Raw genomic sequence first — 19,332 nt, 5'->3', positions numbered from 1 at the left:
TCGGGAATAGCCACTCCGGGGTGCGGTCCGAACAACGAAACAGAGCGCCTACCGTGATCCGGTTTCATTGAATACGCAAACATTTCCGGTGACCATGGGGCCGCCGGAAACGTTCCAAGCTTTTGTTTTCACAGTATCCGTCGTCAACGCGATCACGTCTCGACCTGAAATGCTTGAGCTCAGAGCTCTCCGCCTTCACCGGGGGCGATGCTGTCGAAGCTCTTCATCGCCATGGCCTTGCCCTTTGTTCGGGTGCCATGAAGGAAGCCACGTCCGTTCGAAATCGAAAACAGAGGCTGATAATCGGGGAGGCGGCTGTCAGCGAGCACCTGATCGCGCATGTTGTCGAGGATATAATGCGTTCCCTGGACTTCGACTGAAAGCACTGCGTGATAGAAATGCCGCTTCTTGTCGTAAAGGATGACGAGGGTCATATCCTGAAGAGAGAAGCCCTGAGACTCAAGAACCGCCATCTTCAGCAGGGCGTAATCCTCGCAGTCGCCATAGCCGGAAGCCAGAGTCTGGGAGGGAGATGACCACTGATCAAGCTTGCCGTGGCTCTCGGTGTCCTTGCGGTACTTGATGCGGCGGTTCACCTCGTGGTTCACGAAATTCAACTTATCACGAACCGAGGACATGCCGCCCCCGACGGCAGTCCGCTGCACAACAGCATCCGTATCGAAGCAGCTCGCGCCCCCGCATGTCAGTGCCGTGCCCTTGGCGATTTCCGCAAAAGTCGGTGCGGCCTTCTTCAGCGCCCCGAGCTTCTTGAATGGAATGGCGACCGAGCCGAAGACATCTTCCGACTGCGTCTTTCCTGCATTTGGTGCAAGGTTCTTCTGCGGCCTGTTCACGGCACCGGTTGAAAGGTCCTTGGCGGTTGGAACCAAAGCCACGCTGGTCGTTTGTGCCGGCGCCGGGAAGATAAGCCTTGCCTGCTGCCACTGTTTCTCGAAGTTATCGATGAAATTCTGGCCAAGTGAGGCCATGACGGGGCCCATGCCAAGCACGAGCGTCTGCGCGACGGGTGAGTAGGAAGACAGGGTCCGCGGCAGCAATGGACTTGCCTTGGCACCCGATGAGATCAGCATGGTTGCTGCGAGTGCCGAGATTGCGATAATGTTTTTGTTCTTCTTGTACATCGCTATTCTCCGATTGTTGCGTGGAGAATAGAGTAAGTGTTTGAATTATCGGTTCCGATATATAGATTCTATACTTTAAATCTGCGAATATATATTATATTTAAATGCGATGGATGATGATCACGGTTCATTAACCTTGGGCGCGCGGCATTCCTGAAAACAAGGGATCCATGCGGGCATGCCAGGGCCCCCGCGTTGACGGACGAATGGCAGCCATAGTTACCATGATCGCAATCCGCCCAGATATGGAACACTCTTCCCCTTGCTTCGAGGTGTGCCAATGCTTACGGTTCGCCGCAGGATCCGAGCGAGACTAGAACGGCACCATGGTCGGAATTAAACACATCACCCGAAGCTCATGGCGTGCGGGCGCTTTCACTCTTTTGCTGGCCGCCTTGGCTTCCTGCCAAACAGATGACTTCAAACCTGCGGGCGAGGCTGCAGGAACCGCCGTCTCCACTGGTCCTGTGAGCGACGCGGGGCTCTACAATCAGACCCTGGGCTCTGGTGCGGTTAAGGTTGCCTATCTCGGTGTACGTCGGGCGGACCAACCAAGCCGGCAGGCCGACACTGAATTCCGTGATGGCGCTGCCTTGGCTGTCAACACGCTGGGCTCGGATGTCGTGAAACTGACAATGCTAGAGACCACGGAAAAGCCGGAGGCGATTGAGGCTGCCGCCAAGACATTGGCGCGCGAGCAGGTCTCTCTCATCATTACCACGGCTCGCGGACCGGAGTTTGAGGCTATCCAGCGTGGTCTGGGTGGCTTGCAAGTGCCGATGATCGCATTCCAGACCAACGAAGCCGCTCTTCCCGAGTCCGTCTATCCTTTTGTATCCAGCCCAGCTGATAGCCTCATAGAGGGTGCATCCTTCGCTATGGCCGAGGGGGCGACCCATGCGGTGATACTCGCGTCCTCTGCAGCCGAGAAACCGCAGGCGGAGCGTATTGCGCAGCAGATCAAGGCCTTTGGTGGCAAGGTTGAGCCGATCATCGAGGTTGCGGGCGGCGCGGTGCCAGCGCGCGGTCTGACATCCTGGAGCAAGGCGGACATGGTTGTCTTGATGCCCGGCATCAAGGCGCCCGGCGAACTGTTGAGAAAGACCGACGCCGCCAAGCCCCCACGCCCGGGGCGCAAGGTTGTCGCAAGTGCCGTCCTGACACCACAGGACCTGAACGAGGCGAAGCTGACGGGCAGTATTGTCTGTCGTTACGACCAGAACGTCCAGGCGCGCATCGGGAGCCGTTACATGTCGAGCTACGGCATGCCAGCTTCCGCCCATGCGGGCTATGGATTTGATGCCATGGCGATGGCGATTGGGCTTGCCGGTCGCTATGGTGAGGTCGCCTTCGCTCCGGAGCGGATCATGTCCCCGGATGGCTTCTCCGGCTCGCTTGGTGTCTTCCGCCTGGAAGGTGAACGCAAGATCCGCCGCAACTGCGATATCTTCAAGGTTGCCAAAGGCTCCTACGTCTTTTTCCAGAAGGCGCCCCCAACTCTCTGATCACCACAGTGTGACCTGATCTGCAGGCCGTCATCCTTCGTTTACATTGTCGTCAAACCGACACATCCTATGTGACGGGTGACTGATGTGCTGCAGACGAGGAGGTCGTGGGCACAAACGGTCTGGGATCGGAGCGTGATCGGATGAACGGTGTAAAATCGACGGGCGAAGGCGAGCGCTATGCGGGCTCGCTGCGCATTCTTCACTGGCTGATTGCAATCCTTGTTCTGATGACATGGCCGCTCGGTCAGATGATCGGCTTCGTCAAGGATGACGTGAAGCTGGACTTCTATCTGATCCATGAAAGCCTGGGCTTCCTGGTGCTATGGCTGATGCTGCTGCGTATCGGTGCCAGACTTACAAGTCGCGCGCCCTTGGTCGAGGCGCCCCCGCTCGAAAAGACTGTGGCCCATGCCGTGCATGGCCTTCTCTATCTCTTCCTGATCATCATGCCTGTGTCCGGCTTCCTCGCCACGAACGCGCATGGCTTTCCGCTCAAATTGTTTGGTCTCTTCACGGTCTGGAGCCCGATCGGCAAGTCGCCGGATATCGCGTTTACGCTTTCGGCAATTCACACCTGGAGCGCATGGATCCTTTTGGGTCTCTTTGCGTTGCATTTCGCGGCGGTCATCTTTCACCACGTGATCCGCCGTGACCGCACGCTCTACCGAATTTTGTAATCTTCAGGGCTTGATAGAATGCGTAACATCGAAATGACGGATCAGCTGTGGGCTCGCCTCCTTGCCATGCGTGGCAATAAGAGCCCCGTCGTCCTGGATGACGCTGACCCCGTGATGGCGCTTTACGCTCCGATCGCATCGACCGATCGCCAGTTCGTCCTTGCCCAGGTGGGGCAATCCCTCGACGGTCGCGTCGCAACGCCCTCAGGTGATGCACGCGACATCTCCGGCCCGGAGGGTATCGCCCATCTCCATCGCTGCCGTGCCTTGGTGGAAGCTGTCATCGTGGGGGTCGGAACCGTCAAATGCGATGATCCGAGGCTCTCTGTGCGTGCCGTCAAGGGACCGAACCCTGTTCGTGTGGTCATCGACTGTCGCGCCGAACTGACGGGCGAGGAGCGGCTTTTCCGGGACGGTGGTGCGCCGGTCATTCTGGTGCAGGGGCATGACGCGCCGGAAAAGCCCTACGATGCCGATGTTGTCAGGGTCCGTCACAACACGAGCGGCCTAGACCCGCAGGAAGTCCTCGACGCGCTGGCATCGCGCGGCCTTCATCGCATACTGGTCGAAGGTGGTGCCAGGACGATTGCGCGTTTCATCGAAGCTGATCTCGTCGACAGGCTTCACGTTTCGATTGCTCCGCTGATCATCGGCTCCGGACCGACCGGCATCACCCTACCGCCGATCGAACGGCTTTCGAGCGCCCACAGGCCGGCAGCCCGCGTCTATACCCTTGGCAGCGATATCGTTTTCGACTGCGATCTGCGCAACAAGATCGCTTCAGAAGCGGGGCAGGGCGAGAATGTCCGTGTGGCCGACCACGCATGAGCTGCCGCTCTCGCGGATCTTGTCCAGCCGAAACTCCAACCAGGCCTGGATCTCACGCTCGGTCAGCGAGCCAATGTCTGAAAGCGGCCGCCGAAGCCCCTCCAGGAATGCCACCTGAAGATCGCCATCCTCGGGCCCCATGATCCAGGGACTGCTGGCAATCGCGATATCATAGCCGGCTGACGCAAAGCGCTGGCGCAGATGTTCTGTGGCATCGGGGCCGAGCGCTGGTCCGAACCCCTTGTCGTAATGCTGGTGACGATTGAAATCGGCGGCAACCTGCTGATCGAGCGGATGGACGATCGACCATTCCATCACACCGTCATAATTGAGTGCCGCGTAGAGACCTGTGCTGCTTGCCGACAGGCTATGGGTGAACCTGTCGCAGAAGGCCGCCGAGCAGAGATCGAAAAGCGCAGACGCCGTGACCACGTCGACCTCCGAGAGATCGAGGCTCTCGATCGCGTTCAGATCGAACTGCCGGAATGTGACATCAGCAACCTTGCCAATCCGTCGCTCGGCCTCTGCGAGAAGCAGCGGGTCATAATCCAGCAGGTGCCAGCGCACGCCGGCAGGCAGATGGTTCGACAGACTGCGAAAGGTGGAGCCTGTCCCGCAGCCGATATCGAGGACGACACGGCGGTCGCTCTTATCCAGGTTGCCAGCCAGCTGCTGCACGAGCGGCATGGCCCGTGCGCGCATGTCGACCGGTTCGCGAAGCGCCAGCCAATCCTTGTCGAAGCCACTCATGCAATACGATCCAGTGCGTTGGAAATGATCTTGGCCGTGTCGGACCACTCCGGCAGCGCCTCGCCCGCGCGCCGTGCGGCCTCAGCCCGGGCCTGACGTTCGCCGGCGTCGGTCAGAAGCCGGCGCAGGGCATCTGCAAAGGCTTTTCTGTCATCGACCGTTACCAGCATCCCTGCGTCGTCCGGCACCACGTCGGGAACGGCTCCGGCGTGGCAGGCGACGATCGGCAGGCCGAAGGAAAGCGCCTCCGCAAACACCATGCCATAACCTTCATAGCGGCTTGCAAGCGCGAAGATGTCGGATGAGGTGTAAAAGTCTCTTGGGTCGTCCACCTCGCCCAGCAAGTCGACACGCCCCGTCAGCTCCAGCGCCTCGACCTGATCGGCAAGCGCTGCAGCGGTCGATGGATCGAGCGTCTTGCTCCCGATGATGACGGCATGCCACTCAAGGTCTTCGACAGATTTGAGCGCTGCCAGCAGCACATCATGACCCTTCCGGCGCGACAGAGTTCCGACGGAAAGGATGCGCGGGATTTCGCCGGTGTTGCGAGCATGGCGCGACCTTTCGGTGCCCGGCAAAGCCACGGTGATGGCCGAAGACGAGACCGCATAATTCTGGGCCAGCTCGCGGGCTGTCATTGGCGATGTTACGAGCACATGACGTGCTCCTTCGAGCGCCAGCCGCTCGCTTTTGCGCAACCGCTCCTGCTCGTCTGCGGAGAGCCCCGTCTCGAGCGCGAGCGGATGGTGGACAAGGGCCACGATCCGCAGCCGGTCGGCATTCGCACCGACCCAGGCATCGAGCACCCCGAAGGCCAGTCCGTCGATCAACACGAGCGTCTGATCCGGCAGTGCGGAAAGGACCTCGTTTGCACGCTGCAGTGTTGCCGTCGTAGGAGCAGGAAAGCCATCACCCAACGGCAAAAGCTTAACCTGCCATCCGAGCAACCGAAGGCCGTCGATGACCTTGCGATCGTAGCCATAGCCGCCGGTCTTCAGCGAAAGATCGCCAGGATAGGCGAAAACCAGCGAACGGCTCAAAGATCAGCCTCGTACCAGCCGCGCGCGGCATGCGACTCGTGCAGGGTAACCTTGAGGCGGCAGATCCGGTGGCTGCCAGGGCCAAGACGCTTGTGGAAAACTGCCTGTGCCAGCTGGTCGAAGATGTGCTTGGCGATCACCTCTGTCGTGCTCACCTTACCTTTGAAAACATCGAGTTCATCGAGGTTCTGGTAGTTGAGCGGCTTCAGCACCTCGGAAAGCACCGTCGTTGCCGCACCGATATCAACGGCCAGCCCGTCCTCGTCGACATCCTTGGTGAAGAAGGCTGCATCCACGACGAAGGTTGCTCCATGCATGCCCTGCGCCGGTCCGAACACGGGGCGCGGCAGGCTATGGGCAATCATGATGTGGTCTCGAACTTCAACTGCAAACATGAGATCTCTTTCGTCAGTAGCGGATGCGATGGCAGAGCGTGCCGGGCGTGCTCAGGATACGTGCGTAAGCGTCGGGCAGTTCAGAAAATGTCGTCTCACCGGAGATAAGGCGGTCGAGGCGAACGTCCAGAAGCAGGTCGAGCGCTTTTGCCATGCGCCGACCATAGCTCCAGCGCGCCCGGCGTGAGGATGGAATGCCGCCGACCTGGGAGCTGACGAGAGACAGACGCCGGGAGTGAAAGGCACCGCCCAGCGGCACGCTGACCTGTCGGTCGCCGTACCAGCTGGCCTCGACGATGCGCGCTTCGAGCCCGGCATGGTCGATCGCCTTTGCCAGCGCCGCCCCCGATGCGGTCGCGTTCACAAGCACGTCGAATTCGCCCTCTAGAGAACCAGGTTCGGCAAATGGAATACCGAGGTCTGCGGCCAGGCTCTGGCGAGTCGGGTCCTGATCAATCAGCACCGTCTCGGTACCGACGATGCGCGATGAGAGATAGGCAACCAGCGCGCCAACCACGCCGGCGCCGAAGACGGCGACCCGATCGCCCGGTTGAATGCCCGCATCCCAGGTGATGTTGAGCGCCGTCTCCATGTTGGCGGCGAGCACGCCTCGACGAGGGGGCAGGGTTTCCGGCAGGGGGATCACCTGATCGGCAGGCAGAACGAAACGATCCTGATGCGGATGAAGCGCGAAGACCATCTGGCCGATGAGCCCGGAGGGACCCGCTTCGATCTTGCCGACGGCGGCATAGCCGTATTTGACCGGAAAGGGAAAGGACCCTTCCATGTGAGGTCCGCGCATGCGTTCGAATTCGCTTTCGGGCACTTGACCCTTGAAGATCAGCGCTTCGGTCCCGCGGCTGATACCGCTGAAGAGGGTCCGGACCAAAACCTCGCCTTCCGCAGGAAACGCAAGCCTTTCCTGACGGATACGGCAGATCTCTGGAGCCTCGAACCAGAGCGCGGAACTGGTTTCTACCGCAGATACGGTCTGTTCACCCATGTCGAGCTTCAAACTGTGTAACCCCCACCCTAAATTTGCATGCGAATGGAACGTATTGCGGAAGAAGGCATTTTGTTCCCGGGACGTCATCAAAATAATTTTATGACAGATCCGCAAACCATAGCCGGAACTCCGGCGTAGTGGTTGCCACTGATAGGGAGAGTACGCCTCATGACAAAGTCCAGCCAGTCCGCTTTCCAGTTCTCATCCGCCGCAATCGAAGTTGAACGCGCCGTAGCCGAGCTGCGCTATGGTCGCCCCGTCGTGGTCACGCAGGGAGAACGAAAGCTCGCGGTGTTGGCGCTCGACTGTGTCGCTCCGTCGCTGTTTGATCAATTCGCCGAGGCCACCGACAACCGCCATAACCTCCTGCTGACCGCGCCGCGCGCCGGGCGGCTTGGCATTGGTGTCGAGCGTGACGTGATTACCCCTCTTGCAGGCGTCTCCTTCGATGATGCGTCGCGTCTCGCTTACGCACTCGGCGCCGAAAAGCCTGCGATTTGGCAGCCGGCGGATGCGCTGGCCTCCCAGTCGGCAGAACTGGCGCGCCTGGCGCTCCTGCTTCCGGCCATGGTGCTCGCGGATGTGACATCGATCGCCGACCGCTTCGACGCATGCTGCGAAATCGCCTCTACCCGCCTCAAGGGCGCCGACATCGCCCGTCAGCGCTTCGACAAGGTGGTGCGCACCCGCGTGCCGCTGAAGGATCTTGGAGATGCCGATTTCGTCGTCTTCCGTGGTGGATTGGCTCAGAAGGATCAGGTCGCGATCGTCGTCGGCAAGCCCGACGTGACGAAGACCGTTCCGATCCGCATTCACTCGTCCTGCATCACCGGCGACCTCTGCGGATCGCTGAAGTGCGATTGCGGTGACCAGCTGCGCAATGGTCTTACGCTTCTGAAGCAGGCCGGCGGCGGGGTGCTTCTCTATCTCGACCAGGAAGGCCGTGGCACCGGCATCGGCGCCAAGATGCGTGCATATGGCTATCAGCACCTCGGTCTCGACACGATCGATGCCGATGCGGAACTGGGTCTTGCCGAGGATCACCGCCGCTACGAGGCGGCCGTGGCCATGTTGCGCCATCTCGAGATCTCCAAGGTTGCGGTCTACACCAACAATCCGACGAAGATCGCAGGCCTCAAGCTTGGCGGCATTGAGGTTGAGGCGCGTGCGGCGGTCACAGGCCGCGTTACGGCGGAAAACGAGAACTATCTGCGCACCAAGACCCTGCGTGCCGGCCATATGCTGGATCTGGAAACGCTGGTCGCTGCAGAGTAAGCTCGAAAGCGGGCAGGGAGGTAGAGGCGATGGCGAGCGAGCCTGAACGGCTTGGCGGCGATGATTTCGGTCGGCGTTGGTCAAATATGCCCGCCGACTGGTCGTCCCGACTGCGGCAGCGACCCGGCCTGTTGGCCGACACGCTGTCGGGACTGTCAGGCCTCCTCGTAGGCACCTCGGTGGTGGCGCTTGTGGTCTCCTTCCGGCTGCCGCTCGGTTGGGATTTCGTCGCCTCCGTCATCCTGTCGCTCGCGTTGATGTTCGCCCTTGTGGTCTACGCTCTCCCGGATCATCCGCATCGTAAGTTTGGCCCTGCCAATCTCGTCACGGCATTTCGCGCCTGTCTGGTCAGCCTGACCGGTGCGACGGTGCTATGGTTCGATAGCCTTGGGGCCGCAGACGTTGCCCTATGGACCCTCGTCGGGGTGGTGTTGATTGCGCTGGCGCTTGACGGGGTTGATGGCTACCTCGCCCGCACCTACGGCCATGAATCGCCCCTCGGCGCCCGCTTCGATATGGAAGTGGATGCCCTTCTGATCCTTGTCCTGTCTCTGGCTGCGGCCTTTCTGGAGAAGGCAGGTCTGTGGGTTCTGCTGATCGGCCTGATGCGCTATGGCTTCGTGGCGGCCTGCTGGCTGCTCCCGCGCCTCAACGGCGAGCTGTTTCCGTCCTTCCGGCGCAAACTGGTTTGCGTCTTGCAGATTTCAGCACTCTGCCTGATCATCATTCCCTTTGTCACCCCGCCCTATTCGACGCTGATCGCCGCCGTGGCGCTTCTGGCACTGGTCTACTCCTTCACGGTGGACGTCATGTATCTCCTGCGCCAGCCGGTCTCGCCATGAGTGGTTTTGCAGAGCGCCTCTCCACGTCCTTCGGTCTCGCCCGGTCGCTTGTGGTCTATTATGGCCAGCCCTGGCGCCGCACTGCCCTGCGCCGGTTCTATGCCTCGATCGTCAAGCCGGGGGATCTGGTCTTCGATATCGGCGCCCATGTCGGCAGCCGAAGCCGCACCCTGCTCGATCTCGGCGCCGACGTCGTCGCCGTCGAGCCGCAGCCGGCCTTTGCGGATTTCATCGAGAGCCGGTTTCTGGATCGTTTGAAAGGTTTCGAACGGGTCGCCGTTGGACGCTCGGCGGGTGAAATCGACCTTCTGATCTCGAGCCGTCACCCGACGGTGACCAGCATTTCGAGCCGCTTCGTCGAGACGGTCAAGCAAAGCAAGGGCTTCTCGCAGGTGGTCTGGGACCGCAAGGTGACGGTGCCCATGGTGACGCTGGACCATCTGATCTCGAAATACGGCATGCCGGCCTTTTGCAAGATCGATGTCGAGGGCGCGGAGGCGGAAATTCTCTACGGCCTGAGCAAGCCCATCCCGCTGGTTGCCTTCGAATACATCCCCGCCATGCCCTCGGTCGCGTCCAATGCGATCGATCGGCTGATGGGACTTGGTGGTTACCGCTTCAACCGCGTCGTTGGCGAGCAACATCATTTTGTCTGGGACCGGTGGAAATCAGCCGATGAGCTTCTGGTTGAGCTCTCCCAAATGCCTCCGGAAGCGCAATCCGGTGATGTCTACGCCCGGATCGAAAATCCATGATGACTGGCTCAGGCGCGGCGAGGTTTGCCACGGATCGCTTCGAGCGTGATGATGGCCAGCCCCGGCAGCGCGCCTGCGAGAGAGAGGCCACCATAGACCAGGCTCGCCGCCAGTCCCTCGGTCTGGGTTGCGCCGAGCAGCGGCCAAAGCGCCATGGCGGCAGCTTCGCGCGTACCCCAACCTCCGAAACCGGCCGGTATCAGCATCGCGATCAGGCAGAGTGGGATGATGGTGAGCCCCGCGAGCCATGGAAGCGGCGCGCCGACAGCATGGCTCGCCAGAAAGAAAGTCGCCACATAGCTCCCGACAGCCAGGACGCTGAAACCGCACTGAGCTCCAAGTGCTCCGCGACGGATGAAGACTTCGGCGACATCTTCTCCGATTGTTCTGATTGCCGAAAACCTGCGCTTGGCGATCACCAGAGTGAGGCCCAGGCTGATTGCAAAAAGCAGGAAGCCCAGGACCAGCAGCAATGCCTGTCGCCCGGCCTCATCTCCGCCCAGAACGAGCGGCCATGCAAACAGGCCGGTCATGGCAAGCACAAAAAAGGCGAATTGCCCGGAGAGACGCTCGAAAACAACCGCCTTGGCCGGTCCCTTCCAGCCTCCATTTCCTGCCTTGCGCATTCGGTAGGCCCTGATGGCATCTCCTGCCACGCCGCCCGGCAGGCTTTGGTTGAGGAAACTGGCCACATAATACTCGCTCACTGCCAAAGGAGCCGGGATCGGCTCACCGAGCCTGATCGTCGTAAAGCGCCAGCGCAGCGCCGATACGACGACCTGCACCTGCACGAGCATCAGACCCGCAATGACGTGAAAGACAGAGACTTGCGAGAACGCGGAGCCCAGCGCATTGAAATCCGTTCTGGAAACGAGAAAGGCCAGGAGAGCAATCAGCGCGGCAGGCGCAAGGAAACGCAGGATGGGCAAGTTTTGGAACTCTCATCGAGGATGAAGCAATCGTCGTTGACGGTTACGCAGGAAATCGCTTCGCGGACCTTCATGGCTCCAGAAGCATCTGCACGCAACGGAAATGTTCATCATGGACTAGGGGCCAAGCAGCCATGAGCCAGACAGGTATTCTTCGGCCCATAATCGGCGTCCTGGTCGTCACGGTCATCGCATGGATCGCCTTCACACTGCCGGATCATCCCGATGCGATCAGCGTTTCGGCCTTCGCCCGGCTGCCGCTTGAATGGCCATTGATGGTGCTTCTGTTGCTCGTTGTGCCCAGCGGTTTCAGGAGAACGCTGGCCATGGTCTGCGGCTTGCTGCTGCTGGCCATCCTGTCTCTGAAGCTTGCCGATATTGGCACGCAGGCTGCCTTCCAGCGGCCCTTTAATCCCTATCTTGATGTCAAGATGCTGTCGGATGGCTGGAACTTGATGTCAGGTACCGTCGGAACGCTTGCGGCATTCGCTGGCGTTGCCGCATCGCTGATCGGACTGCTTCTCGTGCTCCTCCTCTTCCTGTCGGCAGCCCGCTGGCTATCGCAGATGACGCGTCCGGCTCGATCGTGGTTGGTGCTCGGAATGGCAGGGCTCACGGTTTTCGGCGGCATCGCCGTTTACGCTGGGACACCCCGCGTAGAGGCGAGGATGCCCGCCTATCTCAACAACAGAATTGCCCTGGTCATCCGGTCGGTCGAGGACATGCATGTCTTTGAAACTGCATTGTCTAGGGGTGAAGGCCCGCGCAGCGGCTCCGGTCTCTTCCAGCAGCTGAAGGACAAGGATTTTGTCCTGATTTTCGTCGAATCCTACGGTCGATCCGCCATTGAAGACCTGCGCTATGCTTCCACGACACTTCCGCGTCTTAAAAGCGTGACAGCCGAGATTTCGGAGGCAGGCCTCCACTCCGCAAGTGCATGGGTGACATCTCCGACAGTCGGCGGCTTGAGCTGGCTCGCCCACGGCACTCTCCTGTCTGGGCTCTGGGTCGATAGCCAGGCGCGCTACGACCGGCTGATGATCAGCAATCAACCGAGCCTCAACCGCCTCTTTGCCGAGGCGGGATGGAAGAGCATTGCGGCCATGCCCGCAATCACCATGGATTGGCCGGAAAGCGCCTATTACGGCTATCGACAGGTGCTGGCGGCGGCGGATCTGGATTATCGCGGCAAGCCGTTCAACTGGGTGACCATGCCGGATCAATACACGCTATCAGCCTTTGAACGCCTGGGCCGTCAGCCTGCCAGGGCTTCAGGCGATAGGGTGATGGCCGAGGTCGCACTCATTTCCAGCCACGCCCCCTGGACGCCGGTCGCACGGCTCATCGACTGGGATGCGGTCGGGGATGGTACAATCTTCAACGAGCAGGCGGAAAGCGGTGATCCACCTTCCGTTGTCTGGGCGGACCCGGAACGTGTGCGCAGTCAGTACATCCAGACAATCGACTATTCTCTGCAAACGCTTGGCAGCTACATGTCGCGTTTTGGCGAGGACACCGTCTTTGTAATCCTCGGCGATCACCAGCCTGCTGCGATCATCACAGGTCCGAATGCATCACGCGCCGTTCCGATCCATGTTGTGTCGTCTGACCGGGAACTTGTCGCCCGATTTGAACGCGAGGGTTTCCTGTCTGGCATGATCCCGGCGGGCCAGACGCGCGAGTGGCCGATGAACGAAATGCGGCAGGTTCTCATCGATCTTTTCAGCGAACCCTGATCACTTAGAGCCGTTCATTTCTAAATGGAATCAGTTCTGTTGGCTGAAACGGTTCCGGATGGTCGCCCGGCTGGCGCGCGTCGTATCCACAGCATACGGCCAAGCCAGCCGGGCGATCAGGCGGCCTGTTCCAGCCAACCCGAAGGGCCGGGCATCTTTCCGCCAGGATCAGCGGCGATCGTCTCGCCCATACCCCAGGGTATGTGCAGCGCCGATCGTCGCTGTCCTGACGAAAACCTGCTCCGGCAGAACTGCTTCCATTTAAAAATGAATGGCTCTAGTTGCGCTCCGCGCGCGATCCCAGCCGCGCCTGCTCCTGCGCACGCCACGTGGCCGGGGTCATTCCCGTCTGGCGACTGAAGAATCGGGAGAAATAGGCCGGGTCGGTAAAGCCGAGGCGGAACGAAACTTCCTTGATGCTCCCGGGCGTAAAGAGGAGCTCTCTTTGTGCTTCTTCGACGAGGCGCCGAGCCACGAGTTCCTGGGTGCCCAAGCCCGCTTTCGCCTTGAGAACGCGGTTCAGATGCGTCGGCGTAATGCCCAGCGCGTCGGCATAGAACGAAGCCGGCCGATGGTTGCGCACCTCGCGATGAAGAAGGGAAGAAAAGGCTTCGACCCGCCTGTCGTTGTCATCCGTCTCCTCGGTCTCGGTCCGGCCCTGTGCGGCGAGCCGGGCCGCAAGGGCAAGTGCTGCTGCGAGGCCCGTCTCCATGAGAACGGTCCGTCCGGTCAACCGTCCCTGCCACTCTGCGGCAACCCGCAGGAGATGGGCGAGGATCAGCTGGCCGTCCGGATCTTGTGGCTCAAGGCGCGTGACGCTGGGCCTGGACAGGAATTGCCCAAGCGCATTCGGCTCGCCCGGTCGAACGGGGAGGCGACTTGCCAGAAATGTAAACACATAGCCGTCGATCTCCGGGGAAAAACGGAAGCCATGTCCGATGGCCGGCGGCACAGTGACGATGGATGTCGGTTCGAATCGGGCAATTTCTCCTTCGAAAATCGCATCTCCGGATCCACCGGTCACCAGCAGGATCTGGAAGTAGCGTTCGTGCCGATGAAGGCCAATTTCCCAATGGTGAAGCGCACTTCGAGCCGGAATCGTCTCGCAATGCACCCAAAAGCGCGATCCTGCGGGATCATCCTCACCATAGAGCTCATAGGTCGGGATGGGTGCCCGCATCTCTTGTTTGCGTTTCGTCATGTTCGATTTGTGCAACAAAAGACGCGAAACGTCCATTGTTGATGGGCATCCGGATCCGCAGAATTTGCCGAAAGACAAGTTGGTTAAGTCGTGGGAGGACACATGCGGACCAAAGTCGTCATCATCGGATCAGGCCCGTCTGGCCTGCTGCTCGGTCAACTTCTCACCAATGCCGGTATCGACAACGTCATCGTCGATCGCGTCGGCAAGGACCACATCCTCGCCCGTGTCCGCGCCGGTGTGCTCGAAGAAGGAACGGTTGGCCTTGTGGACCGCGCCGGTGTCGGAGAGCGCCTGCATCGCGAGGGGCTGCCACATGATGGTTTTGCGCTTGCCTTCGATGGCCGCGAACATCGCATCGATCTCTTCGATCTTACCGGTGGCAAGCGAGTGATGGTCTATGGTCAGACGGAGCTGACGCGCGATCTGATCGAGCGGCGCGAGCGCGACGGCGGCATTACGATCTATGACGCGGTCAATGTCGTGCCCTCCGGTTTCGAAGGCGAGCATCCCTTTGTCACCTTCGAGAAGGATGGGGTGAGCCAGCGGATCGACTGTGACTTCATCGCCGGTTGTGACGGCTTCCATGGCGCAAGCCGCAAGGCGGTTCCGGAAGGCGCGATCAAGACCTTCGAGAAGATCTATCCCTTTGGTTGGCTCGGCATTCTCGCCGACGTTCCGCCGGTTGATCACGAACTGATCTACGCCAACCATCCGCGAGGCTTTGCGCTGTGCTCGATGCGCTCGGAGACGAGAAGCCGTTACTACGTGCAGTGCGCGCTGGATGACAAGGTCGAGATGTGGTCCGACGACCGGTTCTGGGATGAGATCCGCCGCCGCCTGCCGGCCCACCATGCCGAAGCAATGGTCACAGGCCCGAGCTTTGAAAAATCCATCGCGCCGCTGCGCTCCTTCGTTGCCGAGCCGATGCGCTTCGGCAGGCTGTTCCTGGTCGGGGATGCAGCCCATATCGTGCCGCCGACAGGTGCCAAGGGCCTCAATCTGGCGGCGTCCGATGTGCACTACCTCATCTCCGGACTGCTGGAGCATTACGAAGAGAAATCCAACGCCGGTCTGGACGCCTATTCCGAGCGCGCCTTGAAGCGTGTCTGGAAGGCGGTTCGTTTCTCGTGGTCGATGACCACGCTGTTGCATCGCTTCCCCGACACGGGAGACTTCGGCCAGAAGATCCAGGAAGCGGAACTCGACTATCTCACCCATTCCCGAGCCGCATCCACTGCCATGGCCGAGAACTATGTCGGCTTGCCCTACTGACTCGACAGGTTGGGTCTTGTGAAAAAATATTTGTTTGCTAGACTTACAAAATATGGGGTGACGGAGGCGTATCCCATGACCAGATCGGCCTGCCGACGGATCCTCAGAGACCGGAGCAGGGCAACAGGCGGAGCACCGCGCGGGATCTGAAGTCGAACGCGAACATTACGGAGGAGACTAACCCATGAACATGCACGTATCCCTGCTGATCAATGGCGCCGAAAAGGCGGCCACTGGCGGACGGACTTTCAACCGCATCAATCCTTTCACCCAGGAAGTGGCCACCACGGCTTCGGCCGCCAGTCTCGAAGATGTGAAGGCAGCCGTTGATTCCGCCGCCGCAGCCTTCCCGGCCTGGTCGAAGACGGGCCCCGGCGAGCGCCGCAAGATTCTTCTCAAGGCAGCTGAGATCATGGAGTCGAAGACTGCCGAGTTTTCGGAGCTCGTGATTGCGGAAACGGGCGCGACTGGCCACTGGGGCGCATTTAATGTGATGTTTGCTGCCAGCATTCTGCGTGAAGCAGCCGCGATGACGACACAGATTTCGGGTGAAGTGATCCCCTCGAACAAGCCGGGATCACTATCGATGGGCGTTCGCCAAGCCGTTGGTGTCTGCCTCGGTATCGCACCCTGGAATGCGCCGATCATTCTCGGCACCCGTGCGGTTGCCATGCCGCTCGCCTGCGGCAACACCGTCATCCTGAAGGCCTCCGAACAGTGCCCCGCCACGCACCGCCTGATCGCCCAGTGCCTGGTTGAAGCAGGTCTGCCGACCGGCGCGATCAGCGTCATCACCAACGCCCCGGAAGATGCTGGCAAGATCGTTGAGGCCCTGATCACCAATCCGGCGGTCAAGCGGGTCAACTTCACAGGCTCCACCAAGGTCGGCAAGATCATCGGCGAGCTTTGCGGCCGCCATCTGAAGCCGGCGCTCCTCGAGCTCGGCGGCAAGGCCCCGTTGGTCATTCTCGACGACGCCGACATCGACGCTGCCGTCAATGCAGCCGCCTTCGGCGCCTTTGCCAATATGGGTCAGATCTGCATGTCGACCGAGCGCATCATCGTCGACGAGAAGATCGCCGACGAGTTCGTCGCCAAGCTTGCTGCCAAGGCTTCGAAGCTGCCGGCCGGTGACCCCAAGGGCCACGTGGTTCTCGGCTCGCTGATCAGCCTGGAATCGGCCAAGAAGATGGATGAGTTGATTGCGGATGCCGTCTCCAAGGGCGCCAAGCTCGTGGCCGGCGGCAAGCGCGAGGGTAGTGTTGTAGAAGCAACCCTGCTCGATCAGGTCACCCCCGACATGCGCATGTACACGGAAGAGAGCTTCGGCCCGGTTAAGCCGATCATCCGAGTGAGCGGCGAGGAAGAAGCCATCCGTGTCGCCAACGATACCGAATACGGTCTTTCTGGCGCAGTCTTCGGCCGCGACATTCGCCGCGCCCTGGCGGTCGCCGCACGCATCGAATCCGGCATTTGCCACATCAACGGCCCCACCGTCTTCGACGAGCCGCAGATGCCGTTCGGCGGCGTCAAGGGCAGCGGTTACGGCCGCTTCGGTGGAAAGGCGGCAATCTCCGAGTTCACCGAGCTGCGCTGGATCACGATCGAGGATCCGAACCAGCATTATCCTTTCTGAACCCAGAAATGCGACGGCCGCCTTTAGGGCGGCCGTTTTGCTTTCGGATGTGCCCTTGCGGATCAGTCGATCTGCGTGCCCCCGGGGACGATGTCCGCATAAATGCGTTTCAGCCCGCGGATGAAATCCTCAAGCTCTTGCGGGGAGAAGCGGGAGGTAAAGCGCAGCTCGTGCTGCTCTTGAATGCTCCGCGCCTGCTTCAGGATTTCCGCGCCGGCCTCGGTCAGCAGCAGTTCTTGACGTCGCCGATCAACCGGGGAAGGTTGCCGCTCCAGAAGGTCACGGCTTTCCAGGCGGTTCACAAGCGCCATCATCGTCGCCCTGTCCATGCTAAGCTGGTTGGCGATATCGATCTGGCTTACCCTCGGATTGGCGGCGATCAGTTCCAAGACGGCGAACTGCTTTTGCGTCAGCCCGATGTCTCCCATCGCCGCCGTATAATCCTGGTAGATGGCGACATTTGCCATCCTCAGGTGGAAGCCGAGAATGTCGTTGAGGCGGCCCGTGCGCAAGGGGGAGCCAACTTCGAAGACCTCGTCGTCATTTGCCGGCTTCAGGTCATTATGTAAGGTCATGGCTCCTCTTCCATTCATGCGGCACCAACGGTGTGGAATCATTCATGATCACTTCGACTGCAACAGTCAAATTACCGCTTGTCAAACACCTTCCGGACAATTAGTATGTGTAACATACAATTCGCCATGGAGGCCCTGTCAGGGTGGCGATAGGGAGGATCAGAATGCAGCCTGAATTCCGGCCGGCTTTGGCAGACAAGGGAGCCGTTGGATTGGAGACGGATGATCCCGTCATCTATCGCGCTCTGGTCGCGCCCGAACGGCAGGCGGTCTACGAGGTCGTGACAGGACGCAGCGAGACTTATGCATCGCTCAATGCCGCGGTCGGGCGCGCTGCCTATCGGCTTCGCGAAATCGTCGGCAATCGGCTTGAGGCGCAGCGGATCGCTTTTCTAGGACGCAATTCCATCGAGCAACTGGTTCTCTGCCTGGCCTGTCAGCGGGCGGGTCTGGTCTTTGTCCCGCTCAACTGGCGCCTCGGCGCTGCCGAACTCGTCCAGATCCTGGCCGATTGCGAACCGTCTTTGCTGTTGCACGATGCAGAGTTCGCAGCTGTCGTTGCCGATATGGGCGAGGCGCTGCCGAGGACGATCGCTGTTGAAGGCGAAAATGGTTGGGCAGAGATGGTCGCTACGGCGACAGAGGCAGAGCCGGTCGCGCTTGATGATAGTGCACCGTGCATCATGCTCTACACCTCGGGCACCACGGGCAGCCCCAAGGGTGTCGTCATCACCCGCCGAAACGCCTTTGCATCTGCGATCAACTTCTCGCTCGTCGGCGAGGTCACGGGCCGCTCGGTAGCCCTTTGTGATCTTCCCTTCTTTCATACGATCGGTCTGGTCGCCATCGCTCGTACCACCTTGATGATGGGCGGGCGCCTGATCATCTCCGACCGGTTTCTCCCGGATCGGACGCTCTCCGTGCTCGGCGATCCCGCGCTCAGCATCACGCACTATTTTGCCGTTCCGCAGATGGCCGCAGCCCTAAGACAGTCGCCCTCCTGGGATCCTACGGCGCTCAAGGCACTGCAGGCGATCTTCATCGGCGGAGCGCCGCTGTCTCCGGCCTTGATCCAGACCTTCCTTGACGACGGCATTCCCCTCGTCAACGGCTATGGCATGAGCGAGGCCGGCACTTCGATCCACATGCCTTTGGATCGTGATGCGGTTGCGCGCCATCCCGGCAGCGTCGGCTTTCCTGCACCGCTTCTCGCAGTCCGGCTCGTTGGTGAAGACGGTCAGGACGTGCCAGATGGTGAGGTCGGCGAAATCTGGGTCAAGGGACCGTCCGTGACCCCGGGTTACTGGAAAAAGCCTGCCGAGACCGCACGCGCTTTTGTCGGGGAGTGGTATCGCACCGGAGACCTCGGGCGTCGGGCGGAAGGCGGTGTGATTCACGTTCCGGATCGCCTGAAAGACATGTATATTTCCGGTGGTGAGAACGTGTTCCCGGCCGAGATAGAGGCGGTCATTGGTGCTCATCCCAAGGTTCGGGACGTCGCAGTGCTCGGACTTCCCGATCCGAAATGGGGGGAATGCGGCGTTGCCTTTATCGTGGCGCATGCGGAGGCCCCGTCGGCAGATGAAATTATCGCCCATTGTGCCGAACGCCTTGCATCCTACAAGCGGCCCGCCCGAATCGTCTTCCTCGACCAGATTCCGCGAACGGCATCCGGCAAGGCGCAGAAACACATTCTGCGCCAGACCCATGCATCGCACTGAACGCCTATGAATGGGCACCAACGCCCCAACGAAATACCTCA

Annotated in this window: 18 protein-coding genes; 10 read left to right on the top strand and 8 right to left on the bottom strand. The window is 60.4% G+C overall.

What is annotated here, in order from left to right:
* Positions 1–179 precede the first annotated feature (179 nt).
* Positions 180–1,142, bottom strand: a complete 963-nt coding sequence (locus tag AC1PUL_RS15100; RefSeq protein WP_480464962.1) for a transglutaminase-like cysteine peptidase — start codon at positions 1,140–1,142, stop codon at positions 180–182.
* A 635-nt stretch (positions 1,143–1,777) separates the two neighbouring features.
* On the opposite strand from AC1PUL_RS15100, the gene AC1PUL_RS15095 reads away from it, so the two are divergent.
* The 3 genes from AC1PUL_RS15095 (at position 1,778) to AC1PUL_RS15085 (ending at position 4,155) form a co-directional block, all read left to right on the top strand.
* Positions 1,778–2,647 carry a type 1 periplasmic-binding domain-containing protein gene (locus AC1PUL_RS15095; protein WP_480464961.1) on the top strand — a complete coding sequence of 290 codons (870 nt, stop codon included), beginning with the start codon at positions 1,778–1,780 and terminating at the stop codon, positions 2,645–2,647.
* A 143-nt stretch (positions 2,648–2,790) separates the two neighbouring features.
* Complete coding sequence (locus AC1PUL_RS15090; RefSeq protein ID WP_480464960.1) at positions 2,791–3,327, top strand: cytochrome b; 537 nt, start codon at positions 2,791–2,793, stop codon at positions 3,325–3,327.
* A gap of 18 nt (positions 3,328–3,345) precedes the next feature.
* Positions 3,346–4,155: a RibD family protein gene (locus AC1PUL_RS15085; RefSeq protein ID WP_480464959.1), complete on the top strand. Its 810-nt coding sequence runs from the start codon at positions 3,346–3,348 to the stop codon at positions 4,153–4,155.
* Here AC1PUL_RS15085 and AC1PUL_RS15080 read toward each other — a convergent pair.
* The 4 genes from AC1PUL_RS15080 to AC1PUL_RS15065 are packed head-to-tail and all read right to left on the bottom strand — an operon-like array spanning position 4,108 to position 7,343.
* Positions 4,108–4,905: a class I SAM-dependent methyltransferase gene (locus tag AC1PUL_RS15080; protein WP_480464958.1), complete on the bottom strand. Its 798-nt coding sequence runs from the start codon at positions 4,903–4,905 to the stop codon at positions 4,108–4,110. The two genes, AC1PUL_RS15085 and AC1PUL_RS15080, sit on opposite strands and share 48 nt — an antisense overlap.
* The gene (locus AC1PUL_RS15075) at positions 4,902–5,945 is read right to left on the bottom strand and encodes a glycosyltransferase family 4 protein (RefSeq protein WP_480464957.1); all 1,044 of its coding nucleotides are present in this window, start codon (positions 5,943–5,945) and stop codon (positions 4,902–4,904) included. Before AC1PUL_RS15075 ends, AC1PUL_RS15080 begins: the two co-directional genes overlap by 4 nt.
* Entirely contained in the window at positions 5,942–6,340 is a 399-nt protein-coding gene (locus tag AC1PUL_RS15070) for a 6-pyruvoyl trahydropterin synthase family protein (protein ID WP_480464956.1), read from the bottom strand. The genes AC1PUL_RS15075 and AC1PUL_RS15070 overlap by 4 nt, the downstream gene beginning before the upstream one ends.
* Positions 6,341–6,353: 13 nt before the next feature.
* Positions 6,354–7,343 carry a zinc-dependent alcohol dehydrogenase gene (locus tag AC1PUL_RS15065; RefSeq protein ID WP_480464955.1) on the bottom strand — a complete coding sequence of 330 codons (990 nt, stop codon included), beginning with the start codon at positions 7,341–7,343 and terminating at the stop codon, positions 6,354–6,356.
* 171 nt (positions 7,344–7,514) lie between these two features.
* Here AC1PUL_RS15065 and ribA point away from each other — a divergent pair, with 171 nt between their 5' ends.
* Genes ribA through AC1PUL_RS15050 form a run of 3 tightly spaced genes read left to right on the top strand, consistent with a single transcriptional unit; the run spans position 7,515 to position 10,218 of the window.
* Positions 7,515–8,621 (top strand): GTP cyclohydrolase II RibA, encoded by a 1,107-nt coding sequence (gene ribA, locus AC1PUL_RS15060; RefSeq protein ID WP_480464954.1) that lies wholly within the window; start codon positions 7,515–7,517, stop codon positions 8,619–8,621.
* A gap of 29 nt (positions 8,622–8,650) precedes the next feature.
* Entirely contained in the window at positions 8,651–9,463 is an 813-nt protein-coding gene (locus tag AC1PUL_RS15055) for a CDP-alcohol phosphatidyltransferase family protein (RefSeq protein ID WP_480464953.1), read from the top strand.
* Positions 9,460–10,218: an FkbM family methyltransferase gene (locus AC1PUL_RS15050; RefSeq protein WP_480464952.1), complete on the top strand. Its 759-nt coding sequence runs from the start codon at positions 9,460–9,462 to the stop codon at positions 10,216–10,218. Before AC1PUL_RS15055 ends, AC1PUL_RS15050 begins: the two co-directional genes overlap by 4 nt.
* Positions 10,219–10,226: 8 nt before the next feature.
* On the opposite strand, the gene AC1PUL_RS15045 is transcribed toward AC1PUL_RS15050, so the two are convergent.
* On the bottom strand, positions 10,227–11,147 hold the full coding sequence (locus AC1PUL_RS15045) for a lysylphosphatidylglycerol synthase transmembrane domain-containing protein (RefSeq protein WP_480464951.1): 921 nt from the start codon (positions 11,145–11,147) through the stop codon (positions 10,227–10,229).
* Positions 11,148–11,281: 134 nt separating this feature from the next.
* Between AC1PUL_RS15045 and AC1PUL_RS15040 the strand changes: the two genes are divergently transcribed.
* Positions 11,282–12,883, top strand: a complete 1,602-nt coding sequence (locus AC1PUL_RS15040; RefSeq protein WP_480464950.1) for an alkaline phosphatase family protein — start codon at positions 11,282–11,284, stop codon at positions 12,881–12,883.
* 277 nt (positions 12,884–13,160) lie between these two features.
* On the opposite strand, the gene AC1PUL_RS15035 is transcribed toward AC1PUL_RS15040, so the two are convergent.
* On the bottom strand, positions 13,161–14,063 hold the full coding sequence (locus AC1PUL_RS15035) for a helix-turn-helix domain-containing protein (protein ID WP_480468594.1): 903 nt from the start codon (positions 14,061–14,063) through the stop codon (positions 13,161–13,163).
* 123 nt (positions 14,064–14,186) lie between these two features.
* On the opposite strand from AC1PUL_RS15035, the gene pobA reads away from it, so the two are divergent.
* Both pobA and AC1PUL_RS15025 read left to right on the top strand, forming a co-directional pair.
* On the top strand, positions 14,187–15,359 hold the full coding sequence (gene pobA, locus AC1PUL_RS15030) for a 4-hydroxybenzoate 3-monooxygenase (protein WP_480464949.1): 1,173 nt from the start codon (positions 14,187–14,189) through the stop codon (positions 15,357–15,359).
* 190 nt (positions 15,360–15,549) lie between these two features.
* A complete protein-coding gene (locus AC1PUL_RS15025; RefSeq protein ID WP_480468593.1) occupies positions 15,550–16,995 on the top strand; it encodes an aldehyde dehydrogenase in 1,446 nt (481 codons plus the stop codon).
* A 62-nt stretch (positions 16,996–17,057) separates the two neighbouring features.
* Here AC1PUL_RS15025 and AC1PUL_RS15020 read toward each other — a convergent pair whose 3' ends face one another.
* Complete coding sequence (locus tag AC1PUL_RS15020; RefSeq protein ID WP_480468592.1) at positions 17,058–17,570, bottom strand: MarR family winged helix-turn-helix transcriptional regulator; 513 nt, start codon at positions 17,568–17,570, stop codon at positions 17,058–17,060.
* A 164-nt stretch (positions 17,571–17,734) separates the two neighbouring features.
* Between AC1PUL_RS15020 and AC1PUL_RS15015 the strand changes: the two genes are divergently transcribed.
* Positions 17,735–19,291, top strand: coding sequence for an AMP-binding protein (locus tag AC1PUL_RS15015; RefSeq protein ID WP_480464948.1), 1,557 nt, complete (start codon positions 17,735–17,737; stop codon positions 19,289–19,291).
* Positions 19,292–19,332: the final 41 nt, after the last annotated feature.

The sequence above is a fragment of the Rhizobium sp. P43 genome, assembly GCF_056730705.1.
This window is presented reverse-complemented; position numbering and strand designations above follow the sequence as displayed.